The organism is Microbacterium sp. LRZ72 (assembly GCF_033792225.1).
Taxonomy (GTDB): domain Bacteria; phylum Actinomycetota; class Actinomycetes; order Actinomycetales; family Microbacteriaceae; genus Microbacterium.
Genome location: NZ_JANGEX010000008.1, coordinates 12,919 through 28,879 on the forward strand (window position 1 = coordinate 12,919; position 15,961 = coordinate 28,879).

Sequence of the window (15,961 nt, forward strand, 5' to 3'; positions counted from 1 at the left end):
GCCGAAAAGTGCAGCCGCAACGGTGCAGGGATGCCGAGAACTGCAGCCGCAACGGCGCAGCGAGCGGGAGTCGCGGGGGAGTAGCCCGGGGCTACGCCCAGCGACGCACCGCCCACCGCTCGAACAGGCCCAGCAGCGAATCGGTCAGCTTGCCCAGGATGGCGAGCATGATGATCGCGAGGATGATGCGGTCGATCCGGCCGATCTGGCCCGAATCGGTGAGCAGGAACCCGAGCCCCATCGACGAGGCGATCAGCTCCGCCGCGACGAGGAACAGCCACGCCTGGGCGAGTGCGAGGCGCAGCCCCGAGATCACCGACGGCACGACCGCGGGCAGCTGCACCGACGCGAACAGGCGGATGCCGCGCAGCCCGAACGCCCGGGCCGCCTCGATCAGCCGGCGGTCGACGTGGCGGAGGGCCGCCGCGACCACCGTGTAGACGGGGAAGAAGGCCCCGATCGCGATGAGGATGATCTTGGACTCTTCGCCGATCTTGAACCAGAGGATCAGCAGCGGCACCCAAGCCAGCGACGGCACCGCACGGATCGCGCCGAGTGTGGGGGCCAGCAGCACGTCGCCGAGCCGCGAGAGTCCCACGACGGCCCCGAGCACGAGGCCGATCACGGCGCCGAAGAGGAAGCCGATGACCACTCGCTGCGTCGAGATCGCCACGTACAGGCCGAGTACACCGCGTTCGGCGAGGTCGACGCCGGCGAGCCAGACCATCTCGGGCGAGGGCAACTGCGAGACCGGCACGATGCCGGTGGTCGAGACGAAGTGCCAGGCCAGGAGCAGCACCAGCGGCAGCACGGCGCCGCCGACGACGATGAACCACCGACGCCCCGTCAGGGGCGGACGCGTGATCGCGTCCGCCCCTGACGGGCTGCCCTGCGGAGCGCCGTTCGGCCGCCCCGCCACCGGTCCCGAAGCGACCTGCTCCGGAATCGCCAGTTCGTAATGCGTGCTCATCAGCCGAACCGGCTCGGATCGGCCTGGGTGACGAAGCTGTCGTCGATGAGGGTGTCGAGCGCCTCGTCGACCTGCTCCTGCGTCTGCACGTCGCCGAGCTCGACGAAGACCGGGCCGATGCGCTCGAGCACGTCGAGCTGCGCCTGACCGGGCACCGGGTCGACGTCGAGGTTCGACCGCTCCTCGATCACGCGCGAGGCGATCGAGCTGTCGAGCCCGGCGACGTCGGCGAGGATCTGCGCGGTCTCCTCGGGGTTCTCCACGGCCCAGGCGCGGGCCGACTCGTACGCGTCGACGACGGCCTGCGCCACGGCGGGCCGCTCCTCGATGAAGCTCTCGGTCGCGTTCAGGAACCCGTAGCTGTTGAAGTCGACGTTGCGGTAGATCAGTTCGGCGCCCTCTTCCTCGGCACCCGCCATGATCGGGTCGAGCCCGGCCCAGGCGTCGACGGAGCCGTTCTGCAGGGCGGCCCACCCGTCGGCGTGCTGCAGGTTCTGCACGACGATGTCGTCGGCCGTCAGGCCGGCCTCGTCCAGGGTCTGGAGCAGGAAGAAGTACGGGTCGGTTCCGCGCGTGGCGGCGACCTGCGCGCCCTCGAGATCGTCGACCGACGTGATCGACGAGCCCTCGGGCACGACGAGCGCCGACCACTCGGGCTGCGAGTAGACGTCGATCACCTTGATCTGGGAACCATTGGCGCGGGCCAGCAGCGCCGCCGAGCCGGCCGTCGAGCCGACGTCGATCGCCTCGGCGCGCAGCGCCTCGTTGGCCGTGTTCGAGCCCTGGGACTGCACCCAGGTGACATCGAGGCCGGCGTCCTCGAGCCAGCCCTGCTCCTTGATGATCAGGCTCAGGGGGTTGTAGGTGGCGAAGTCGATGTTGAGGGTCTGGCCCTCGAGCGAGTCGGGGTCGCCGCCGCCCGCGGCGGGCTGACCCTCGCCGGCCACGCACCCGGTCATCATGACCATGGCGGACACGGCGGTCGTGGCGAGCGCGGCTCGCAAGATCGGGGCGCGTGAATGCGACATGGTTCTCTCCTACGGGTGGGTTGGGTGTTGCGGTCGGTCAGTGAAGTCGGTGAAGCCAGTGAGTCAGCGGGCGTGCGCGTGGCGGTCGACGCCCAGGCCGTCGAGCAGGTTCGCGCGCAGCTCGGCGAGCTCCGCCGACCCGCGGTCGCGCGGCCGCTCGCCCGGCACGGTCACGATCTGCTGGATGACGGCGCCCTCGCGGCCGGCATCGGCCCCGAGCAGCACGACGCGGTCGGCGAGCTGCAGCGCCTCGTCGACGTCGTGGGTCACGAGCAGCACGGTCGTGGGCTCGGCGGTGTGGATGTCGAGCAGCAGGTCCTGCATGCGCAGCCGCGTGAGCGCGTCGAGGGCCCCGAAGGGCTCGTCGAGAAGCAGCACGGCCGGGTTGCGGGCGAGCGCACGGGCCAGCGAGGCGCGCTGCGCCATGCCGCCCGAGACCTGGTGTGGGCGCTGCCCGGCCGCCTCGGTCAGACCGGTCAGCTCGAGCAGGTGGGCGACGTCCTTGCGCCGCTGAGCGGCGGGCGTGCCGCGTCGCACGCCGAGCTCGACGTTGTGGGCGATGGATCGCCAGGGGAACAGCCTCGGCTCCTGAAAGCCGATCGCGCAGCGGGGATCGTAGGACCGCACCGACTCGCCGGAGATCGCGATCGATCCGTCGGTCGGGGTGTCGAGGCCGCCGGCCAGGCGCAGCAGCGTGGACTTGCCGCATCCGCTCGGACCGAGGATGGCGACGATCTCGCCGGCGGCGACGTCGAGGTCGATGTCGCGCAGAACACGGCGGCTGCCCTCGGGGGTACCGAAGGTGCGCCCCACCCCCCGCAGTGCGAGGGATGCCGCCGAGGCGTCGTCGATGCGCGGGGCCGGACACTCGGTGGTGTCGGCGTAGAGCGCGGTCGCCGCCGTCATGAACTGCTCCTTCGCGTACGGTTCGGGATGACACGACGTTAGCGACGACCGCGACGATGATCGATCCGGCGTGACCTACGACGTAATGTGACGTAGCCGGACGTAAGACGGCTTGCGTTCTGCGACGCCGCCGATCGATCAACGAACGTGCCCACTAGGCTCTCGCGCGTGGGTGACGACGCGGCGACGCAGCACGACGGCGTTCTCACGGGCGACGACGAGTACTGGCAGCACTGGTGGGACACCCTGCACCCCGCCGCCGGAGGCGAGCCCGAGCCTATGCTCATGAATGCCGTCGTCGATGCTTCGTTCGCGAAGCGACGCTGGCCCGCGGAACTCGATCGCGACGTGGTGGCGTATGTCGTCGGCCGCCGGCTGATCGCGGGGCGCGTCATCGTCCCGCCCGAGACGATCGATGTTGCCGCGGCCGGGCTGGTCGAGAAGGCCCTGGCGATCGGCGTCGAGGTTCGGGTGTCGTCGTCTCCGGCGAGGTTCGCGATCTACAACGGCCGGATCGGCGTCAGCTTCGACGGGCGCGATCCGGAGCGCGGCGACAGACACGTGCACACACGGCGGCCCGCCCGCGTGGCGGCGCTGCAGGCGCAGTTCGACGAGCGCTGGACCGGTGCCACCCCGTGGGGCGACTATGTGCGTGGCGGCGGCGACGTGCTGCGTCTGATGGCTCGCGGATGGAGTGACGCGCAGATCGCCGTCGCGCTCGGGGTGTCGGGCAGGACCGTCAGCAGGCGAGTAGCCGCGGCGATGGGCGCCGCGGGTGCGCGCTCGCGCTTCGAATTGGGCATGCGGTACGCGCAGGCTCGTTTGTGCGGTGGCGAGAACATGACAACCTGCGCAGACGAGCGTTGACGACTGCCACTCTGGCACCATGGGTGACAACGACTATCCAGGCACAGTTCCGGCGCACGACTCTTCGGCACATGAGCCCGTAACGATCCGATCCATGCTTCGTGCGCCTCGCGAGGACGACGGGTACTTCGGCCCCGGCAGCGTCACCTGGAAGGTGATCTCCCACCCCGCGGCGCTGAACATCGGCGGCGGCCTCGCGGTGCTCCTGCAGGTACTCGACCCGGGCGAGATGCGCCACTTGTCGCGGACCACGATCGCGACCGAGGGTGGCGAGGCTTCGGCATCCCGGTTCCAACGCACGGGTGCCTACCTGATCACGGTCAACTTCGGAGACAAGGCGCATGCGGATGCCGCCGCCGCCCACGTCGACCGGCTGCACGAGCGGGCGGTCTACACCGACCCCGAGACCGGGGAGACGACCCGGGCCAAGACCGACGACTGGCTGCGCTGGACGCACAACACGTTCGTGTGGGGCGCGCTGACGGCGACGACGGCCTACGGGCTCGAGCTCACGACCGAGGAACAGGACCGCTTCGTCGTCGAACAGCACCGCGCAGCCGCCCTTCTGCATGTGCCCGATCCGCTGCCGTCCACCCGTGCCGAACTCGACGCCGTCATCGAGAGCTGGAGTGAGCGGGCCGCGCTCATCGTTCCGGCTGCGGACATCGCTCTGGCACTGCGCAACCCCGGCGGTCGCAACGTGATCGAGCGGTGGGTTGCGCGCAACACGCAGTACGGGATGCTGGCGCTGCTGCCCGCATGGGCGCTGCGTCTCTATGGCATCGACCACCTGAACGGCCGACGCGTGCGCGCTGGTCGGCGCTGGATGGGGCTCTTCATGCGCATCGCCGCGCGCAATCGGACGATGGACCGCCTCATCACCGACGCGACCGAGGAGGCGACGGTACACCCGTACCAGAAGCTGCGCGGGCGGGGGCGTGTGAAGGGGAGATGACCCCGCGGCATCCGCCCCGGTTCAGACCGCCAGCACCTGCGACAGCCCGAGCCAGATCAGCAGGCCGCCGATGAGCAGCACCGACAGATGCAGCACGAGTGCGGTGTGCGACTGCAGCCAGACGCTCAGCGTCTCGAGCACCGGTCGCACGCGCTTGTCGCCCAGCAGGTAGGCCACGACCAGCCCCGCGACGGTCGATACCCCGACCGCCGTGAAGATGACGGCCGAGACCGCGCTCGAGAGGGTGTCGATGGATGCGGAGCCGATCGCGATGCCCGCCGCGACGGCGAGCGTGAGGTTCTTGGGGCGCACGTTCATGACGAGCCCGAACAGCACCGCGCGGCGGGGGCTCAGGGACTGCAGGGCGCGGGTCCACGAGGGCGTCTCCGTCGGCCGGGCCCTCGGGTGCAGCAGCGCCCACGCGGCGTAGCAGACGAGGAGCACGCCCAGCACCGCCTCCGCCACGTGCGCCCAGGGCGGCATCGGGCCGGTGCTGACGGCCGGAATGATGCGGGCGCCCGCGGCGAAGAGGGTCACGAGCACCAGCACCCCGGCGGCCCAGCCGGCGAGGTAGGCGACGCCGAGCGGCACGGGATCGGGGGCGAGCAGGATCAGTACCGCGGCGAGGATCGGCAGCACGCTGAGTGCCATGGCCACACCGAGGGGGATGACGTACCAGAGCACCGATTCCACGGGGTTCACCTTAGTTCCCAGCCGCCGCGCAGAATCGGCGCGCACCGCACGTATGATTGGCAGTCACGCAACCGCGGGTCGCGCCCGCCTGAAGGAGTGACTTCTCCATGCTCGTCGCCGTCCTGACGATGTTGCTGGGTGTCGTGGTCATCCTCGCGATCATCGTGGCGAACGGGTTCTTCGTCGCGCAGGAGTTCGCGTATATGTCGGTCGACCGATCGCGTCTGGGCGCCAAGGCCGAGGCGGGCGACGCGGCCGCCGCCCGGGCCCTCGCCGTCACGCGGCGCACGTCGTTCATGCTCTCGGGCGCCCAGCTCGGCATCACGGTGACGGGCCTGCTGGTCGGGTACGTCGCCGAGCCGCTCGTCGGGGAATCGCTCGGCACGCTGCTGGGAGGGGTCGGCATACCCGCGGCCGTCAGCGTCACGATCGGCACGGTGCTGGCGCTCGCGCTGTCGACGGTCGTGCAGATGATCTTCGGCGAGCTCTTCCCCAAGAACCTCGCGATCGCCAATCCCGAACCCCTCGCGCGCTGGCTCGCCGCGCCGACGCTGTTCTATCTCGGGGCGCTGGGCTGGCTCATCTACGTCTTCGACCGGGCCGCGGCCGGTCTGCTCCGTCTGCTGCGCATCGAGCCCGTCGAAGACGTCGACAGCAGCGCCACGGCACGCGACCTGGAGCACATCATCGCGGACTCGCGAGAGAGCGGTGACCTGCCCGAGGAGCTGTCGATGATGCTCGACCGCATCCTGGATTTTCCTCAGCAGGACGTCGAGCACGCGATGATCCCGCGTTCGCGGGTCGGCACCGTGAGTCCCGACACCTCGATCGAGCGCATGCGCGAGCTCATGGCGCGCGAGCACACCCGCTATCCCGTCATCGACGACGAGGATCAGCCGGTGGGCATGGTGCAGCTCGTCGATCTGCTGCGAGCCGAGGGGCTGCGCGACGACCAGACGGTGGCGGACCTCATGCGCGAGCCGCTGATCGTCCCCACGCCGATGTCGCTGCCCGATGCGCTCGGTGAGCTGCGGGCCAGCGGCCAGGAGCTGGCCTGCGTCATCGACGAGTACGGCGGCTTCACCGGCATTCTCACGCTCGAGGACCTCGCCGAGGAGGTCGCGGGTGAGATCACCGACGAGCACGACGTCGACGAACCGCCCTTGCCGGTGCGCGATGCCGAAGACCAGTGGCGGATGGGCGGCGATGTGCACATCGACGAGGCCGAACGCGCGATCGGCCATCGGCTGCCCCGAGGTGACTACGAGACGATCGCCGGGCTGCTGATCGCCGAGCGGGGTGCCCTCCCCGAGGAGGGCGAGACCCTGCGCATCGACCTCGGCAGCGAGGGCGCGGACATGATCGAGCACGAACCCGTGCGGCGTGTGGTGGATGCCGAGATCCTCGAAGTGGATCGGCACGTTCCGACGCTCGTGCGTCTGGCATTGCGTGAGATCTACGAAGAAGACGACACCGCCGACCGGGACGAGGAGGAGCGATGACGAACCCCTGGGTCGTACTCGTCGCGACCGTGCTCCTGATCGCGCTCAGCGCTCTGTTCGTGGTGATCGAGTTCTCGCTGCTCGGAGCCCGTCGACACCGCCTCGAGGAAGCCGCGGTCGACAGCCGTTCCGCGCGGGCCGCGTTGCGCGGGTCGAACGAGCTGACCATCATGCTCGCGGGCGCTCAGCTGGGGATCACCGCGGCCACCTTCGCCCTCGGCGCGGTGACGAAGCCCGCGATCGACGGCTGGTTCGGGCCGGTGTTCTCCTCGTGGGGGATGCCGGCGTGGTCGGCCGACGTGCTGGCCTTCGTGCTGTCGCTGCTGATCGTGACCTTCCTGCATCTGGTGGTCGGCGAGATGGCCCCCAAGTCGTGGGCGATCGCCCACCCCGAGGCGTCGGCGATCATGACCGCGCTGCCTGCGCGCGCGTTCATCTGGGTCTTCCGCCCCCTGCTCGTCTGGATCAACCGTGTCGCCAACCGCCTGGTGGCGGCGACCGGGGTCGAGCCCGTCGATCGTGCGGCCGTCGGCGGGCACGACGCGGCGACCATCCGCCACCTCGTCGAGCATTCGGCCAACGTCGGTGCTCTCGACGCCTCCTTCCGCAGTTCGATCGCGAAGGCCATCGAACTCGAGACCCTCCTGCTGCGCGATGTCGTTCCCGTCGGGGGAACGCCGTCCGCGGTGGCGGGCGACGCCACGGCCGGAGACGTGCACCGCGAAGCGGCCCGGTCGGGGCATCTGCGCATCCTGGTGGGCGACGTGGAACGCGCCAGGGCGGCATCCGGTGCATCGTCGCTGGCCATCGTGCACGTGCGGGACACGCTGCTCGAACCCGCCGAGCGACCGGCGCGGGAACTGGCCCGTCCGGCGTTCATGCTGTCCGCCGACACCCCGGTGCATGACGCGCTGGCCCGGATGCGCCACGACAGCGAGCAGCTCGCGGTGGTGAGCGACGAAGGACGCTTCGTCGGCGTCGTCACCCTCGACGACGTGCTGCGCAACGTGCTGCCGCGGCCCGAGGATCCCGCGGCCGCGATGACCCGGTGATGCGGGTGACCGAACGGTGACCGCACATGCAGAAGGGCGGCCCCGATCGGGACCGCCCTCCTTACTCGTCGCGTCTCAGACGGGACGGATGTTCTCGGCCTGGAGACCCTTGGGGCCCTGGGCGGTGTCGAACTCGACGCGCTGGTTTTCTTCCAGGCTGCGGTAGCCGCGCGCGTTGATCGCGCTGTAGTGCGCGAAGACGTCGGCTGAGCCGTCGTCGGGCGCGATGAAGCCGAATCCCTTGTCGGCGTTGAACCATTTGACGGTTCCGGTGGCCATGCTGTTTTCCTTACTGCCCGAGAGGGGCTTCGTCACGCCCCAGGCATGTGCCTGCCGCGGTGCCCCAATCATACGCAGGTGACCCCGCCGTTTCGCTAGAAGAACGTGACACGAAAACGTCACGAAAGGCATCGAACCGACACCGGATGCGGGGGTCGCCGCAGCCCCCGAAGACACCCGCACCGCCGGCCGAGTAGTCCGTCGCTCCGTTCGCATGTCTCGGGTCGAGGCATCTATCATGGCCGCGGGGGAAGGGAGAGCCGACCGCGTGATCGTCGACGAAGAGACGCGCCAACGCGCTCTCGACGCCCTCCAGATCCTCGACACCCCGCCCGACGAGCGGGTGGATCGGGTCACGCGCCTGGCGCAGGAGCTTTTCGGCGTGCCGATGGTGAGCGTGACGCTCCTCGATCGCGACCGTCAATGGCGCAAGTCGCAGATCGGGCTCGGCGGCCAGGAGGCCTCCCGCGAGGGGGCCTTCTGCGACGCCACGATCCGGCAGGACGACACACTCGTCGTCGAGGACGCATCGATCGACACATTCTTCGCCGACAACCCCTTCGTGACCGGGGACCCGCACCTGAGGTTCTACGCCGGCCACCCGCTGCAGGCCCCGGGCGGCGAGCATGTCGGCACCTTCTGCATCCTCGACACCGCTCCGCGTTCGCTCACGGAGCGTCAGCGAGAGATGCTGCGCGATCTGGCGCTGTGGGTGCAGGCGGAGCTTGCACGGGACGCCGAGCTCGATCACGCCTCGCTGATCCAGCGCTCGCTCCTGCCGCGCCACACTCCCGAAGCCGAGGGCTTCACGCTTGCCGGCGCCGCGATCGCCTCCGGCCACGTGATGGGCGACTTCTACGACTGGTACCTGCACGACGGGGCGCTGCGCATCACGTTGGCCGATGTGATGGGCAAGGGAGCCGGACCCGCGATCGTGGCCTCCGGTGTGCGCGCCTCCCTGCGCACCGCGCCGGACCGCCCGCTGCTGGCCGCGATCGCCGAGGTCGACCAGCTGCTGGAGAACGACATCGGCGACACGAACGCCTTCGTGACCGCCCTGCATGCGGACCTCGACCTGACGACGGGCGAGCTGACCTATGTCGATGCCGGCCACAGCCTGGCCTATATCCTGCGGCGCGACGGCGGCTGGGAGAAGCTGGCCTCCACGGGGCTGCCCCTGGGTATGGGGTTCGGCGAGGTTCACACGCAGGCGCACACGACCCTCCGGCCCGGCGACACGTTCGTCTGCTGCAGCGACGGCCTGCTCGACGTGCTCGACGCGGACCGCCCGCTCGAGCAGGTGACCGCGGCGCTCCGCGACGGTCCGCAGGGCGCGGTGCGCGAAGCCATGCGGCTGGCGCGCGGCGGCGACGCGACCGACGATGTGACGGTCGTCGTGGTGCAGAGGAACCCGTGAGCACGCGCTTCGCGGCCATCCGCGTCCTCGCGCTGCTGTCGGTGCTGCTGGGTGTGAACTATGTGGCGTGGCGGTGGCTGGAGTCGATCAACTGGTCGGCCTGGTGGATCGCGGTTCCGCTCGTCATCGCCGAGACCTACAGCCTTGTCGACACCGTGCTGTTCGCCGTCACGATGTGGCGAGCGCGCGAGCGGGCCGCTCCGGCATCCGCGCCCGAGGGAACCGTCGATGTGTTCGTGACGACCTACGACGAGCCGCTCGAGATGGTCATGGCCACCGCTCGCGCCGCGCAGCGCATCGCGTATCCGCACGAGACCTGGGTGCTCGACGATGGGGCGAGGTCCGAGCTCGAGGCGGAATGCCGCCGGGCCGGCGTCGGCTACATCACGCGCTCGGAGGACTGGGCCGACAAGCCTCGGCACGCCAAGGCCGGCAACCTCAACAATGCGCTCTTTCGCACCGACGGCGAGTTCCTGCTGATCCTGGATGCCGATCAGGTGCCGGACCCGCTGATCCTGCACCGCACGCTCGGGTACTTCGCCGACGACCCGCAGGTCGCGCTGGTGCAGACGCCGCAGTACTTCGTCAACGTCGATGAATCTGATCCGCTCGGCAGCCAGGCCCCGCTGTTCTACGGGCCCATCCAGCAGGGCAAGGACGGTTGGAACGCCGCCTTCTTCTGCGGGTCGAATGCCGTGCTGCGCCGGGACGCGCTCATGCAGCTCGGCATCGTCGGTTACGTACGCGATCTGGAGCATTCCACGCGCCGCGCCCTCCACACGGCATCCTCGATGCTGAGCAAGGCGAGCCGCGAACGCGGACTCGACGCGCCTGTGCGCGAGGAACTGACGCAGCTGCGCGCCGTGGTCGACGAGGCCCGCACCCAGGTCTCGACGGGTGGGCCGATCGCCGATGTGACCTCACGGGTGCACGATGCCGTGGACGCCGCCTCTCGCCGGCTCGTCGCGCGCGACCTGGTGGCGCTCGAGGCCGACCTGGCCGCGATCCGCGAGCTGCCGGTGGAACGCGACGCCGAGATCGGCGCGCTCGTGATCGACGACGGTGCCCTGCAGGTGCTCGCCACCCGCGAATGGTCGCCGCTCGGCGCCGTCGACTCCGTCGGCGCCCTGGTGGATGCGCTGCGGGTCGACCGCCCGGGCGAGGCGCAGCCGATCCTGCCGCTGGCGACCATCTCGGTGACCGAGGACATGGCGACGGCGATGCAGCTGCACGCCCTGGGCTGGCGCAGCGTCTACCACCACGAGATCCTCGCCCACGGCCTCGCACCGGAAGACCTGGCGACGATGTTGCAGCAGCGGCTGCGGTGGGCGCAGGGAACCCTGCAGGTGATGCTGCGTGACAACCCGCTGGTCAAGAGGGGCCTGTCGTTCGGCCAGCGTCTGATGTACTTCGGCACGATGTGGACGTACCTGTCCGGTTTCGCCGCGATCGTCTACCTGGCGGCGCCCGTGATCTATCTCTGCTTCGGCGTCATGCCCGTGACCGCGTGGAGCGTCGACTTCTTCGTGAGGTTCCTGCCGTACTTCGTCATCAACCAGATCCTCTTCCTCGTCGTCGCGCGGGGGATCCGCACCTGGCGGGGCCAGCAGTACTCGCTCGCACTGTTCCCCGTGTGGATCCGCGCATGCACCAGCGCGGTGGCCAACGTCGTCTTCGGGCGTTCGCTCGGCTTCGTCGTCACCCGCAAGGACGGGGTGCGTGGGGCGACGCCCTGGCGCGCGATCTGGCCCCAGCTGACCGCAATCGTCCTGCTCACGATCGCCCTCGTGATCGGACTCGCGCGGCTGGCGGTCGGCACCGCGGACGGGACCGGCACGCTGGTGAACACGGTGTGGGTGGTCTACGACCTGGCCGTGCTGAGCGTCATCATCCAGGCCGTCTTCTATCGGGGCCCCGCACCCCGTGCCCTTTCCCCGACCCAGGAGCAACGATGAACATCGCCGTGACCACGCATCCCGATTTCGCCGTGGTGTCGCCCACGGGCCGCCTCACCGCGACCGTCGCCCCCAGGCTGCGCCAGGCGATCGACGATCTTATCGCCAAGGGCTTCACCCGCATCGTCATCGACCTCGCGGCGACCGAGTTCATCGACTCGTCCGGTCTCGGCGCCGTCATCGGCGGGTTGAAGGCGACGCGCGTCGCCGGCGGCGACCTGCGCATTGCGACGGTGTCGGAGAGCGTGCGCCGGGTGCTGAAACTCACGAACCTCGATCGGGTGCTGCGCGCTCACCCCACGCCGGAAACGGCGTTCGACGGTGACTGACGGTGAGCGGGTGCGCGTAGAGGGCATTGCGGATGCCGCTTTCGTCGATCGTGTGCACGTGGCGCTGGAGCAGCTGGGCCGCGACGTCCCCGGGCTGAGCGACGAGGACCACGGCCTCTTCGCCCTGGCTGTCGGCGAGATCGCCGCGAATGTGGCCGCACACGCCGTGGGTGCCGAAGGATCGCCGGTGCATGTCTCGCTGGCGCTCGGTGCCGATGAGGTCACCCTCAGCGCCGTCTTCGTCGACGACGCCGTGGCCGGAGACATCGATCTCGCGGGTGTCTCGATGCCCGCCCCCGAAGCGGAATCCGGGCGCGGCCTGGCGATCGCCGTCGCCGCGATGGACGAGTTCGTGTACCGGGCGGAGCCCGGCGGTGCCGGCAACAGGTGGGAACTGCGGCGCCGGCGGCGCTGATCCGGGAACGGGCGACATCCCACGACAAAGGGCGGCCCGCTTACGCGGACCGCCCTTCTGATCAGATCAACTCAGACCAGGCGGATGTTCTCAGCCTGGAGGCCCTTGGGGCCCTGAGCGGTGTCGAACTCGACCCGCTGGTTCTCGTCGAGGCTGCGGTAGCCTCCCGAGTTGATGGCGCTGTAGTGCGCAAAGACGTCTGCGGAGCCGTCGTCGGGGGCGATGAAGCCAAATCCCTTGTCGGCGTTGAACCACTTCACGATTCCGGTGGCCATGGTGTTCTTCCCTACGTGTTCTTTCGCGTACGGATGGTACGCGTGGCCGCATCGGGGAGTTGCACCGATCACGTGGTTCCGGACCTGGTTCGCGATGTTCTGCGATGTTCAGGAGGGGTTCGTGCGGTCGGCGGCCCCGACAGGACCTTACTTCAGCCAAAGGCAAGTGCCGATCGCAGATTCCAGTCTAGCCTACCGACGGGGCGAGCAACGCCACCGGCGCGGAAGCGGCGGCGCCGGCCACGTTCAGGCGGTGTCGCGCGCCACGCCGAGCCGCTGCATCCACCCGCGCAGGAAGGCGGCGCCGGCCTCGTCGTGGATCAGATCGCCCTCCGTGAGCACGGCGTAGGGCCTGTCGAGCATGCCGTCGCTCGGGCGCACGTCGACGTGCGCGACGTCGAACCCCTGGGCGTGCAGCTCGTCGGCCATCTTGTAGTCGCTGCGCGAGTCCCCGACGGTGCGCCACGTCCGCGGCAGGGGACCGGTCTCGCCGAAGTGCGACAGGGCGCGTCGGGCGCCGTGGTCCTTGTCGAGCAGAACGGATTCGATGTCGGTCGAGATGATCGTCGGGTCGATGCGGAAGGGCGTCTCGCCGGCGGCATCCGGAGCGGTGCGGTCGCCGAAGCGAACGCCCACGCCCTGACTGACGGCCACGTCGTACGCGGCGTCGTTGAACTCGTCCTGTCGCGCGAGGTAGTCGGCGTTGTCGACGTCGACGCGCTGTTCGACCGAGATCATCGCCCGCTTGGTGTCGTCGAAGAAGACCAGGTCGGCGAAGTCGCGGTCGACCAGATCGCGGATGCTGTCGACGAGCGTCTGCGGCGGGGCGAGGTCCCGGTCGACCTGCACCTCGCCGAGGCCGGTCGGGGTGATGCGCGACCAGGCGGCGCCCTTCTCGTAGACGCCGAACATTCGGGCGCCGGGAGCCGTCAGCGCCTCAGCCAGCCCGCGGCCCTGCAGCGGGGTGATCACCTTGTCGCGGATGAAGGCGTCGGAGCGCCCCGTGATGAACGCGATCGGCACGCCGGCACCGGCGAGGGCCAGCAGATCGTCGAGGATGCTGCCGATCGCGACCGTGCGGGTCACCGGGCTCGCAAGCGGTCCGTCGACGTCGAACAGCAGGCCCAGGTCGGGTGGGGAGGAGGTCACGGGTCCATCCTCTCGCGGTTCGACTCGGGCGTTGAGCGAGGAGGCGTCGGGCGTTGAGCGAGGAGCGCAGCGACGAGACGAAACGCGCCTGGCGTGTTCAGCCGGTGACAGCGACCCGGAGCGCCTCGAGGTGACGGCCGCGTTCGGCGGCGTCGATGAACGCGGCTTCGAAGGAGTTCTCGATGCATCCGATCAACTGGTCGCGGGAGGCGCCCACCGCCTCCAGCGCGGCGAAGTTCGCGCCGATATGACCGCCGAAGTAGGCGGGGTCGTCGCTCGAGATCGTCGCCGCGATGCCGGCGTCGAGCATCGTGAACACCGGATGCTGCTCGATCCGATCGACCGCCCGCAGCGCGACGTTCGACAGCGGGCAGACGTTGAGCGGGACATGTTCGTCGGCCAGCCGCCGGAGCAGCTCCGGATCCTCGACGGCCCGCAGGCCGTGGTCGATCCGTTCGACGTGCAGGTCGTCGAGCGCCTGGCGGACGTACTCGGGGTCGCCCTCTTCGCCGGCATGGCACGTCCGGTGCAGACCGTCGGCTGCGGCCCGGGCGAACACCTCGCGGAAGAGCATCGGGGGATACCCGACCTCGGTCGAGTCGAGCCCGACACCGATGAACGCGTCCCGGAACGGCGCCATCTGCGTGAGCATGTCGTCGGCCGCCTCCGCTCCCAGGTCTCGGGTGAAGTCGAGGATGAGGTCGCACGAGAGCCCGTCGCGGCGAGCATCGGCGAACGCCGCGCCGTAGCCCTCCATGACCGCGGCGAGCGGGACGCCCGCGCGGACATGCACCATCGGATTGAAGAAGGACTCCGCCCGCACCACGCCGTTCTCGCGGGCGCGGCGCAGGTACAGCGCCGCGAGGTCGTGGAAATCCTCCGCCGTGCGCATGACGGCCAGGTTGCCGAAGTAGACATCCAGAAAATCCTGCAATTCGCCGAACCGGTAGCGGGCATCGAGCACCTCCGGATCGTAGGAGGGCAGGGGGATGCCGTTGCGCTTGGCCAGCACGACGAGCAGCTCGGACTCGAGCGCACCCTCGAGGTGCATGTGGATCTCTGCCTTCGGGATCGCGGACGACGACGCGGGCGTGAGGGCGCTCATACGGACGCCGATTCGATGCGGGCCTGCTCGCGGGCGGCGGCGGTGTTCTTCACTCCGGCGCGCGATCCACGCAGCTTCGCCTGAACGTGTTCCGCAACCGTGACGGGGTCGTAGTTGGGTTCGGCGTCGTGCAGGACGGAGGGGAGAGTGTGGATCATCGCATCCGCGTTCCAATCGTGGAAGAAGGCGGCCGAGCGGCGGCGCTTGATCGTGCCACCGACGACCGGGGGCTTGACGCGGTGCAGGGTCGACATCCACTCGTCGTTCGTCACGCGGGCGGCGATATCGCCGAGGTTCACCAGCAGCGCGTTCTCGGCCGGCATCACGTCGTGCCAGCGCGCATCACGACCAAGCACCTGCAGTCCCTCGACCCGGTCCGCCCAGAGCACGGTGACCAGCCCGTAGTCGGTGTGCTCGCCCATGCCCGTCAGGTCGCCCCCGAGTTCGATGCTGCCCGGGGGCAGGGCGTAGTTGTTCATGCGGAGGACGTTGATCGGATGATCCGAGGTGGCATCGAAGACGGCTCGGTCGATCCCGAGGGCGTCGGCGAACGCATCCTGCAGCGTGAACGCGACCCGGCGCGCCTCGTCGAAGTATGCGGTGACGCGCTCTTCGAAGCCGGGGGTGTCGGGCCAGGTATTGGCGGCGTAGTCGCCCGTCTGGTCGGTGAAGCCCGGGTAGTCCGCCTCGGAGCTGCCGACGTTGAACGCCTCGAAGAAGTCGTTCATGCGCGTGACGGGGTCGATGCCCAGCGAGTAGCTGAGCGACTCGCTCTTGGGCGGACTGTAGCCGCGGTTCTCCTTCGCGGGCCGCTTCCATGCTTTCTTGGCCTCGAGGTCCTGGCTGAAGAAGTCGTCGATCGCCTGGGCGAGTCCGTCGGTCACGGCGCCGGGTACGCCGTGACCGACGACCTGGATGAACCCGACGGTGCGGCATGCGGCATCCAGTGCGCGGGCGACGGCGGCCTTCTCCGCGGCGCTGCCGTCGGTGACGTAGGCGGAGATGTCCACGATGGGGACGGTGAAAGATTCGCTCATGACTTGATAGTACAGAGTAATCAAAGA

17 protein-coding genes are annotated in these 15,961 nt (G+C 69.5%); 8 read left to right on the plus strand and 9 right to left on the minus strand.

The genetic code is table 11. From position 1 onward, the window contains the following. Positions 1-91 precede the first annotated feature (91 nt). The 3 genes from M4I32_RS09855 to M4I32_RS09865 all read right to left on the minus strand — a co-directional run bounded on the left by M4I32_RS09855 (position 92) and on the right by M4I32_RS09865 (position 2,904). Positions 92-970, minus strand: a complete 879-nt coding sequence (locus tag M4I32_RS09855; RefSeq protein ID WP_319034319.1) for an ABC transporter permease — start codon at positions 968-970, stop codon at positions 92-94. Then, complete coding sequence (locus tag M4I32_RS09860; RefSeq protein WP_319034320.1) at positions 970-1,998, minus strand: aliphatic sulfonate ABC transporter substrate-binding protein; 1,029 nt, start codon at positions 1,996-1,998, stop codon at positions 970-972. The genes M4I32_RS09855 and M4I32_RS09860 overlap by 1 nt, the downstream gene beginning before the upstream one ends. A gap of 63 nt (positions 1,999-2,061) precedes the next feature. Continuing rightward, entirely contained in the window at positions 2,062-2,904 is an 843-nt protein-coding gene (locus M4I32_RS09865) for an ABC transporter ATP-binding protein (protein ID WP_319034321.1), read from the minus strand. 168 nt (positions 2,905-3,072) lie between these two features. Here M4I32_RS09865 and M4I32_RS09870 point away from each other — a divergent pair, with 168 nt between their 5' ends. Together M4I32_RS09870 and M4I32_RS09875 are read left to right on the plus strand one after the other, a co-directional pair. Then, a complete protein-coding gene (locus M4I32_RS09870) occupies positions 3,073-3,771 on the plus strand; it encodes a helix-turn-helix transcriptional regulator (RefSeq protein WP_319034322.1) in 699 nt (232 codons plus the stop codon). A 94-nt stretch (positions 3,772-3,865) separates the two neighbouring features. Further along, a complete protein-coding gene (locus M4I32_RS09875; RefSeq protein WP_319034323.1) occupies positions 3,866-4,726 on the plus strand; it encodes an oxygenase MpaB family protein in 861 nt (286 codons plus the stop codon). Positions 4,727-4,747: 21 nt separating this feature from the next. Here M4I32_RS09875 and M4I32_RS09880 read toward each other — a convergent pair whose 3' ends face one another. Continuing rightward, positions 4,748-5,419 carry a GAP family protein gene (locus tag M4I32_RS09880; RefSeq protein ID WP_319034324.1) on the minus strand — a complete coding sequence of 224 codons (672 nt, stop codon included), beginning with the start codon at positions 5,417-5,419 and terminating at the stop codon, positions 4,748-4,750. Between the two features lie 107 nt (positions 5,420-5,526). Here M4I32_RS09880 and M4I32_RS09885 point away from each other — a divergent pair, with 107 nt between their 5' ends. Together M4I32_RS09885 and M4I32_RS09890 are read left to right on the plus strand one after the other, a co-directional pair. Next, positions 5,527-6,921 (plus strand): hemolysin family protein, encoded by a 1,395-nt coding sequence (locus tag M4I32_RS09885; RefSeq protein ID WP_319034325.1) that lies wholly within the window; start codon positions 5,527-5,529, stop codon positions 6,919-6,921. Continuing rightward, entirely contained in the window at positions 6,918-7,973 is a 1,056-nt protein-coding gene (locus M4I32_RS09890; RefSeq protein WP_319034326.1) for a hemolysin family protein, read from the plus strand. The genes M4I32_RS09885 and M4I32_RS09890 overlap by 4 nt, the downstream gene beginning before the upstream one ends. Before the next feature lie 75 nt (positions 7,974-8,048). Here M4I32_RS09890 and M4I32_RS09895 read toward each other — a convergent pair whose 3' ends face one another. Continuing rightward, positions 8,049-8,252: a cold-shock protein gene (locus M4I32_RS09895; protein ID WP_319034327.1), complete on the minus strand. Its 204-nt coding sequence runs from the start codon at positions 8,250-8,252 to the stop codon at positions 8,049-8,051. Between the two features lie 238 nt (positions 8,253-8,490). Here M4I32_RS09895 and M4I32_RS09900 point away from each other — a divergent pair, with 238 nt between their 5' ends. The 4 genes from M4I32_RS09900 to M4I32_RS09915 are packed head-to-tail and all read left to right on the plus strand — an operon-like array spanning position 8,491 to position 12,368. Further along, the gene (locus tag M4I32_RS09900; protein ID WP_319034328.1) at positions 8,491-9,669 is read left to right on the plus strand and encodes a GAF domain-containing SpoIIE family protein phosphatase; all 1,179 of its coding nucleotides are present in this window, start codon (positions 8,491-8,493) and stop codon (positions 9,667-9,669) included. Next, positions 9,666-11,624 (plus strand): glycosyltransferase family 2 protein, encoded by a 1,959-nt coding sequence (locus M4I32_RS09905; protein ID WP_319034329.1) that lies wholly within the window; start codon positions 9,666-9,668, stop codon positions 11,622-11,624. The genes M4I32_RS09900 and M4I32_RS09905 overlap by 4 nt, the downstream gene beginning before the upstream one ends. Next, positions 11,621-11,953 carry an STAS domain-containing protein gene (locus M4I32_RS09910; RefSeq protein ID WP_319034330.1) on the plus strand — a complete coding sequence of 111 codons (333 nt, stop codon included), beginning with the start codon at positions 11,621-11,623 and terminating at the stop codon, positions 11,951-11,953. Before M4I32_RS09905 ends, M4I32_RS09910 begins: the two co-directional genes overlap by 4 nt. Next, positions 11,946-12,368, plus strand: a complete 423-nt coding sequence (locus tag M4I32_RS09915; RefSeq protein ID WP_319034331.1) for an ATP-binding protein — start codon at positions 11,946-11,948, stop codon at positions 12,366-12,368. The genes M4I32_RS09910 and M4I32_RS09915 overlap by 8 nt, the downstream gene beginning before the upstream one ends. A gap of 71 nt (positions 12,369-12,439) precedes the next feature. Here the strand turns inward: M4I32_RS09915 and M4I32_RS09920 are convergent, their stop codons facing one another. The 4 genes from M4I32_RS09920 to M4I32_RS09935 all read right to left on the minus strand — a co-directional run bounded on the left by M4I32_RS09920 (position 12,440) and on the right by M4I32_RS09935 (position 15,934). Beyond that, on the minus strand, positions 12,440-12,643 hold the full coding sequence (locus tag M4I32_RS09920) for a cold-shock protein (protein ID WP_319034332.1): 204 nt from the start codon (positions 12,641-12,643) through the stop codon (positions 12,440-12,442). 246 nt (positions 12,644-12,889) lie between these two features. Further along, positions 12,890-13,792 carry a hypothetical protein gene (locus M4I32_RS09925; protein WP_319034333.1) on the minus strand — a complete coding sequence of 301 codons (903 nt, stop codon included), beginning with the start codon at positions 13,790-13,792 and terminating at the stop codon, positions 12,890-12,892. 97 nt (positions 13,793-13,889) lie between these two features. After that, positions 13,890-14,897: an adenosine deaminase gene (add, locus tag M4I32_RS09930; protein ID WP_319034334.1), complete on the minus strand. Its 1,008-nt coding sequence runs from the start codon at positions 14,895-14,897 to the stop codon at positions 13,890-13,892. Beyond that, entirely contained in the window at positions 14,894-15,934 is a 1,041-nt protein-coding gene (locus tag M4I32_RS09935; protein WP_319034335.1) for an isopenicillin N synthase family dioxygenase, read from the minus strand. Before M4I32_RS09935 ends, add begins: the two co-directional genes overlap by 4 nt. Positions 15,935-15,961 lie beyond the last annotated feature (27 nt).

Coding starts and splice junctions, on each gene's coding strand:
- M4I32_RS09855 (WP_319034319.1), bottom strand. CDS start 970: ATGAGCACGCATTACGAACTGGCGATTCCGGAGCAGGTCGCTTCGGGA.
- add (WP_319034334.1), bottom strand. CDS start 14,897: ATGAGCGCCCTCACGCCCGCGTCGTCGTCCGCGATCCCGAAGGCAGAG.
- M4I32_RS09865 (WP_319034321.1), bottom strand. CDS start 2,904: ATGACGGCGGCGACCGCGCTCTACGCCGACACCACCGAGTGTCCGGCC.
- M4I32_RS09935 (WP_319034335.1), bottom strand. CDS start 15,934: ATGAGCGAATCTTTCACCGTCCCCATCGTGGACATCTCCGCCTACGTC.
- M4I32_RS09875 (WP_319034323.1), top strand. CDS start 3,866: ATGCTTCGTGCGCCTCGCGAGGACGACGGGTACTTCGGCCCCGGCAGC.
- M4I32_RS09890 (WP_319034326.1), top strand. CDS start 6,918: ATGACGAACCCCTGGGTCGTACTCGTCGCGACCGTGCTCCTGATCGCG.
- M4I32_RS09910 (WP_319034330.1), top strand. CDS start 11,621: ATGAACATCGCCGTGACCACGCATCCCGATTTCGCCGTGGTGTCGCCC.
- M4I32_RS09920 (WP_319034332.1), bottom strand. CDS start 12,643: ATGGCCACCGGAATCGTGAAGTGGTTCAACGCCGACAAGGGATTTGGC.
- M4I32_RS09885 (WP_319034325.1), top strand. CDS start 5,527: ATGCTCGTCGCCGTCCTGACGATGTTGCTGGGTGTCGTGGTCATCCTC.
- M4I32_RS09860 (WP_319034320.1), bottom strand. CDS start 1,998: ATGTCGCATTCACGCGCCCCGATCTTGCGAGCCGCGCTCGCCACGACC.
- M4I32_RS09895 (WP_319034327.1), bottom strand. CDS start 8,252: ATGGCCACCGGAACCGTCAAATGGTTCAACGCCGACAAGGGATTCGGC.
- M4I32_RS09900 (WP_319034328.1), top strand. CDS start 8,491: ATGGCCGCGGGGGAAGGGAGAGCCGACCGCGTGATCGTCGACGAAGAG.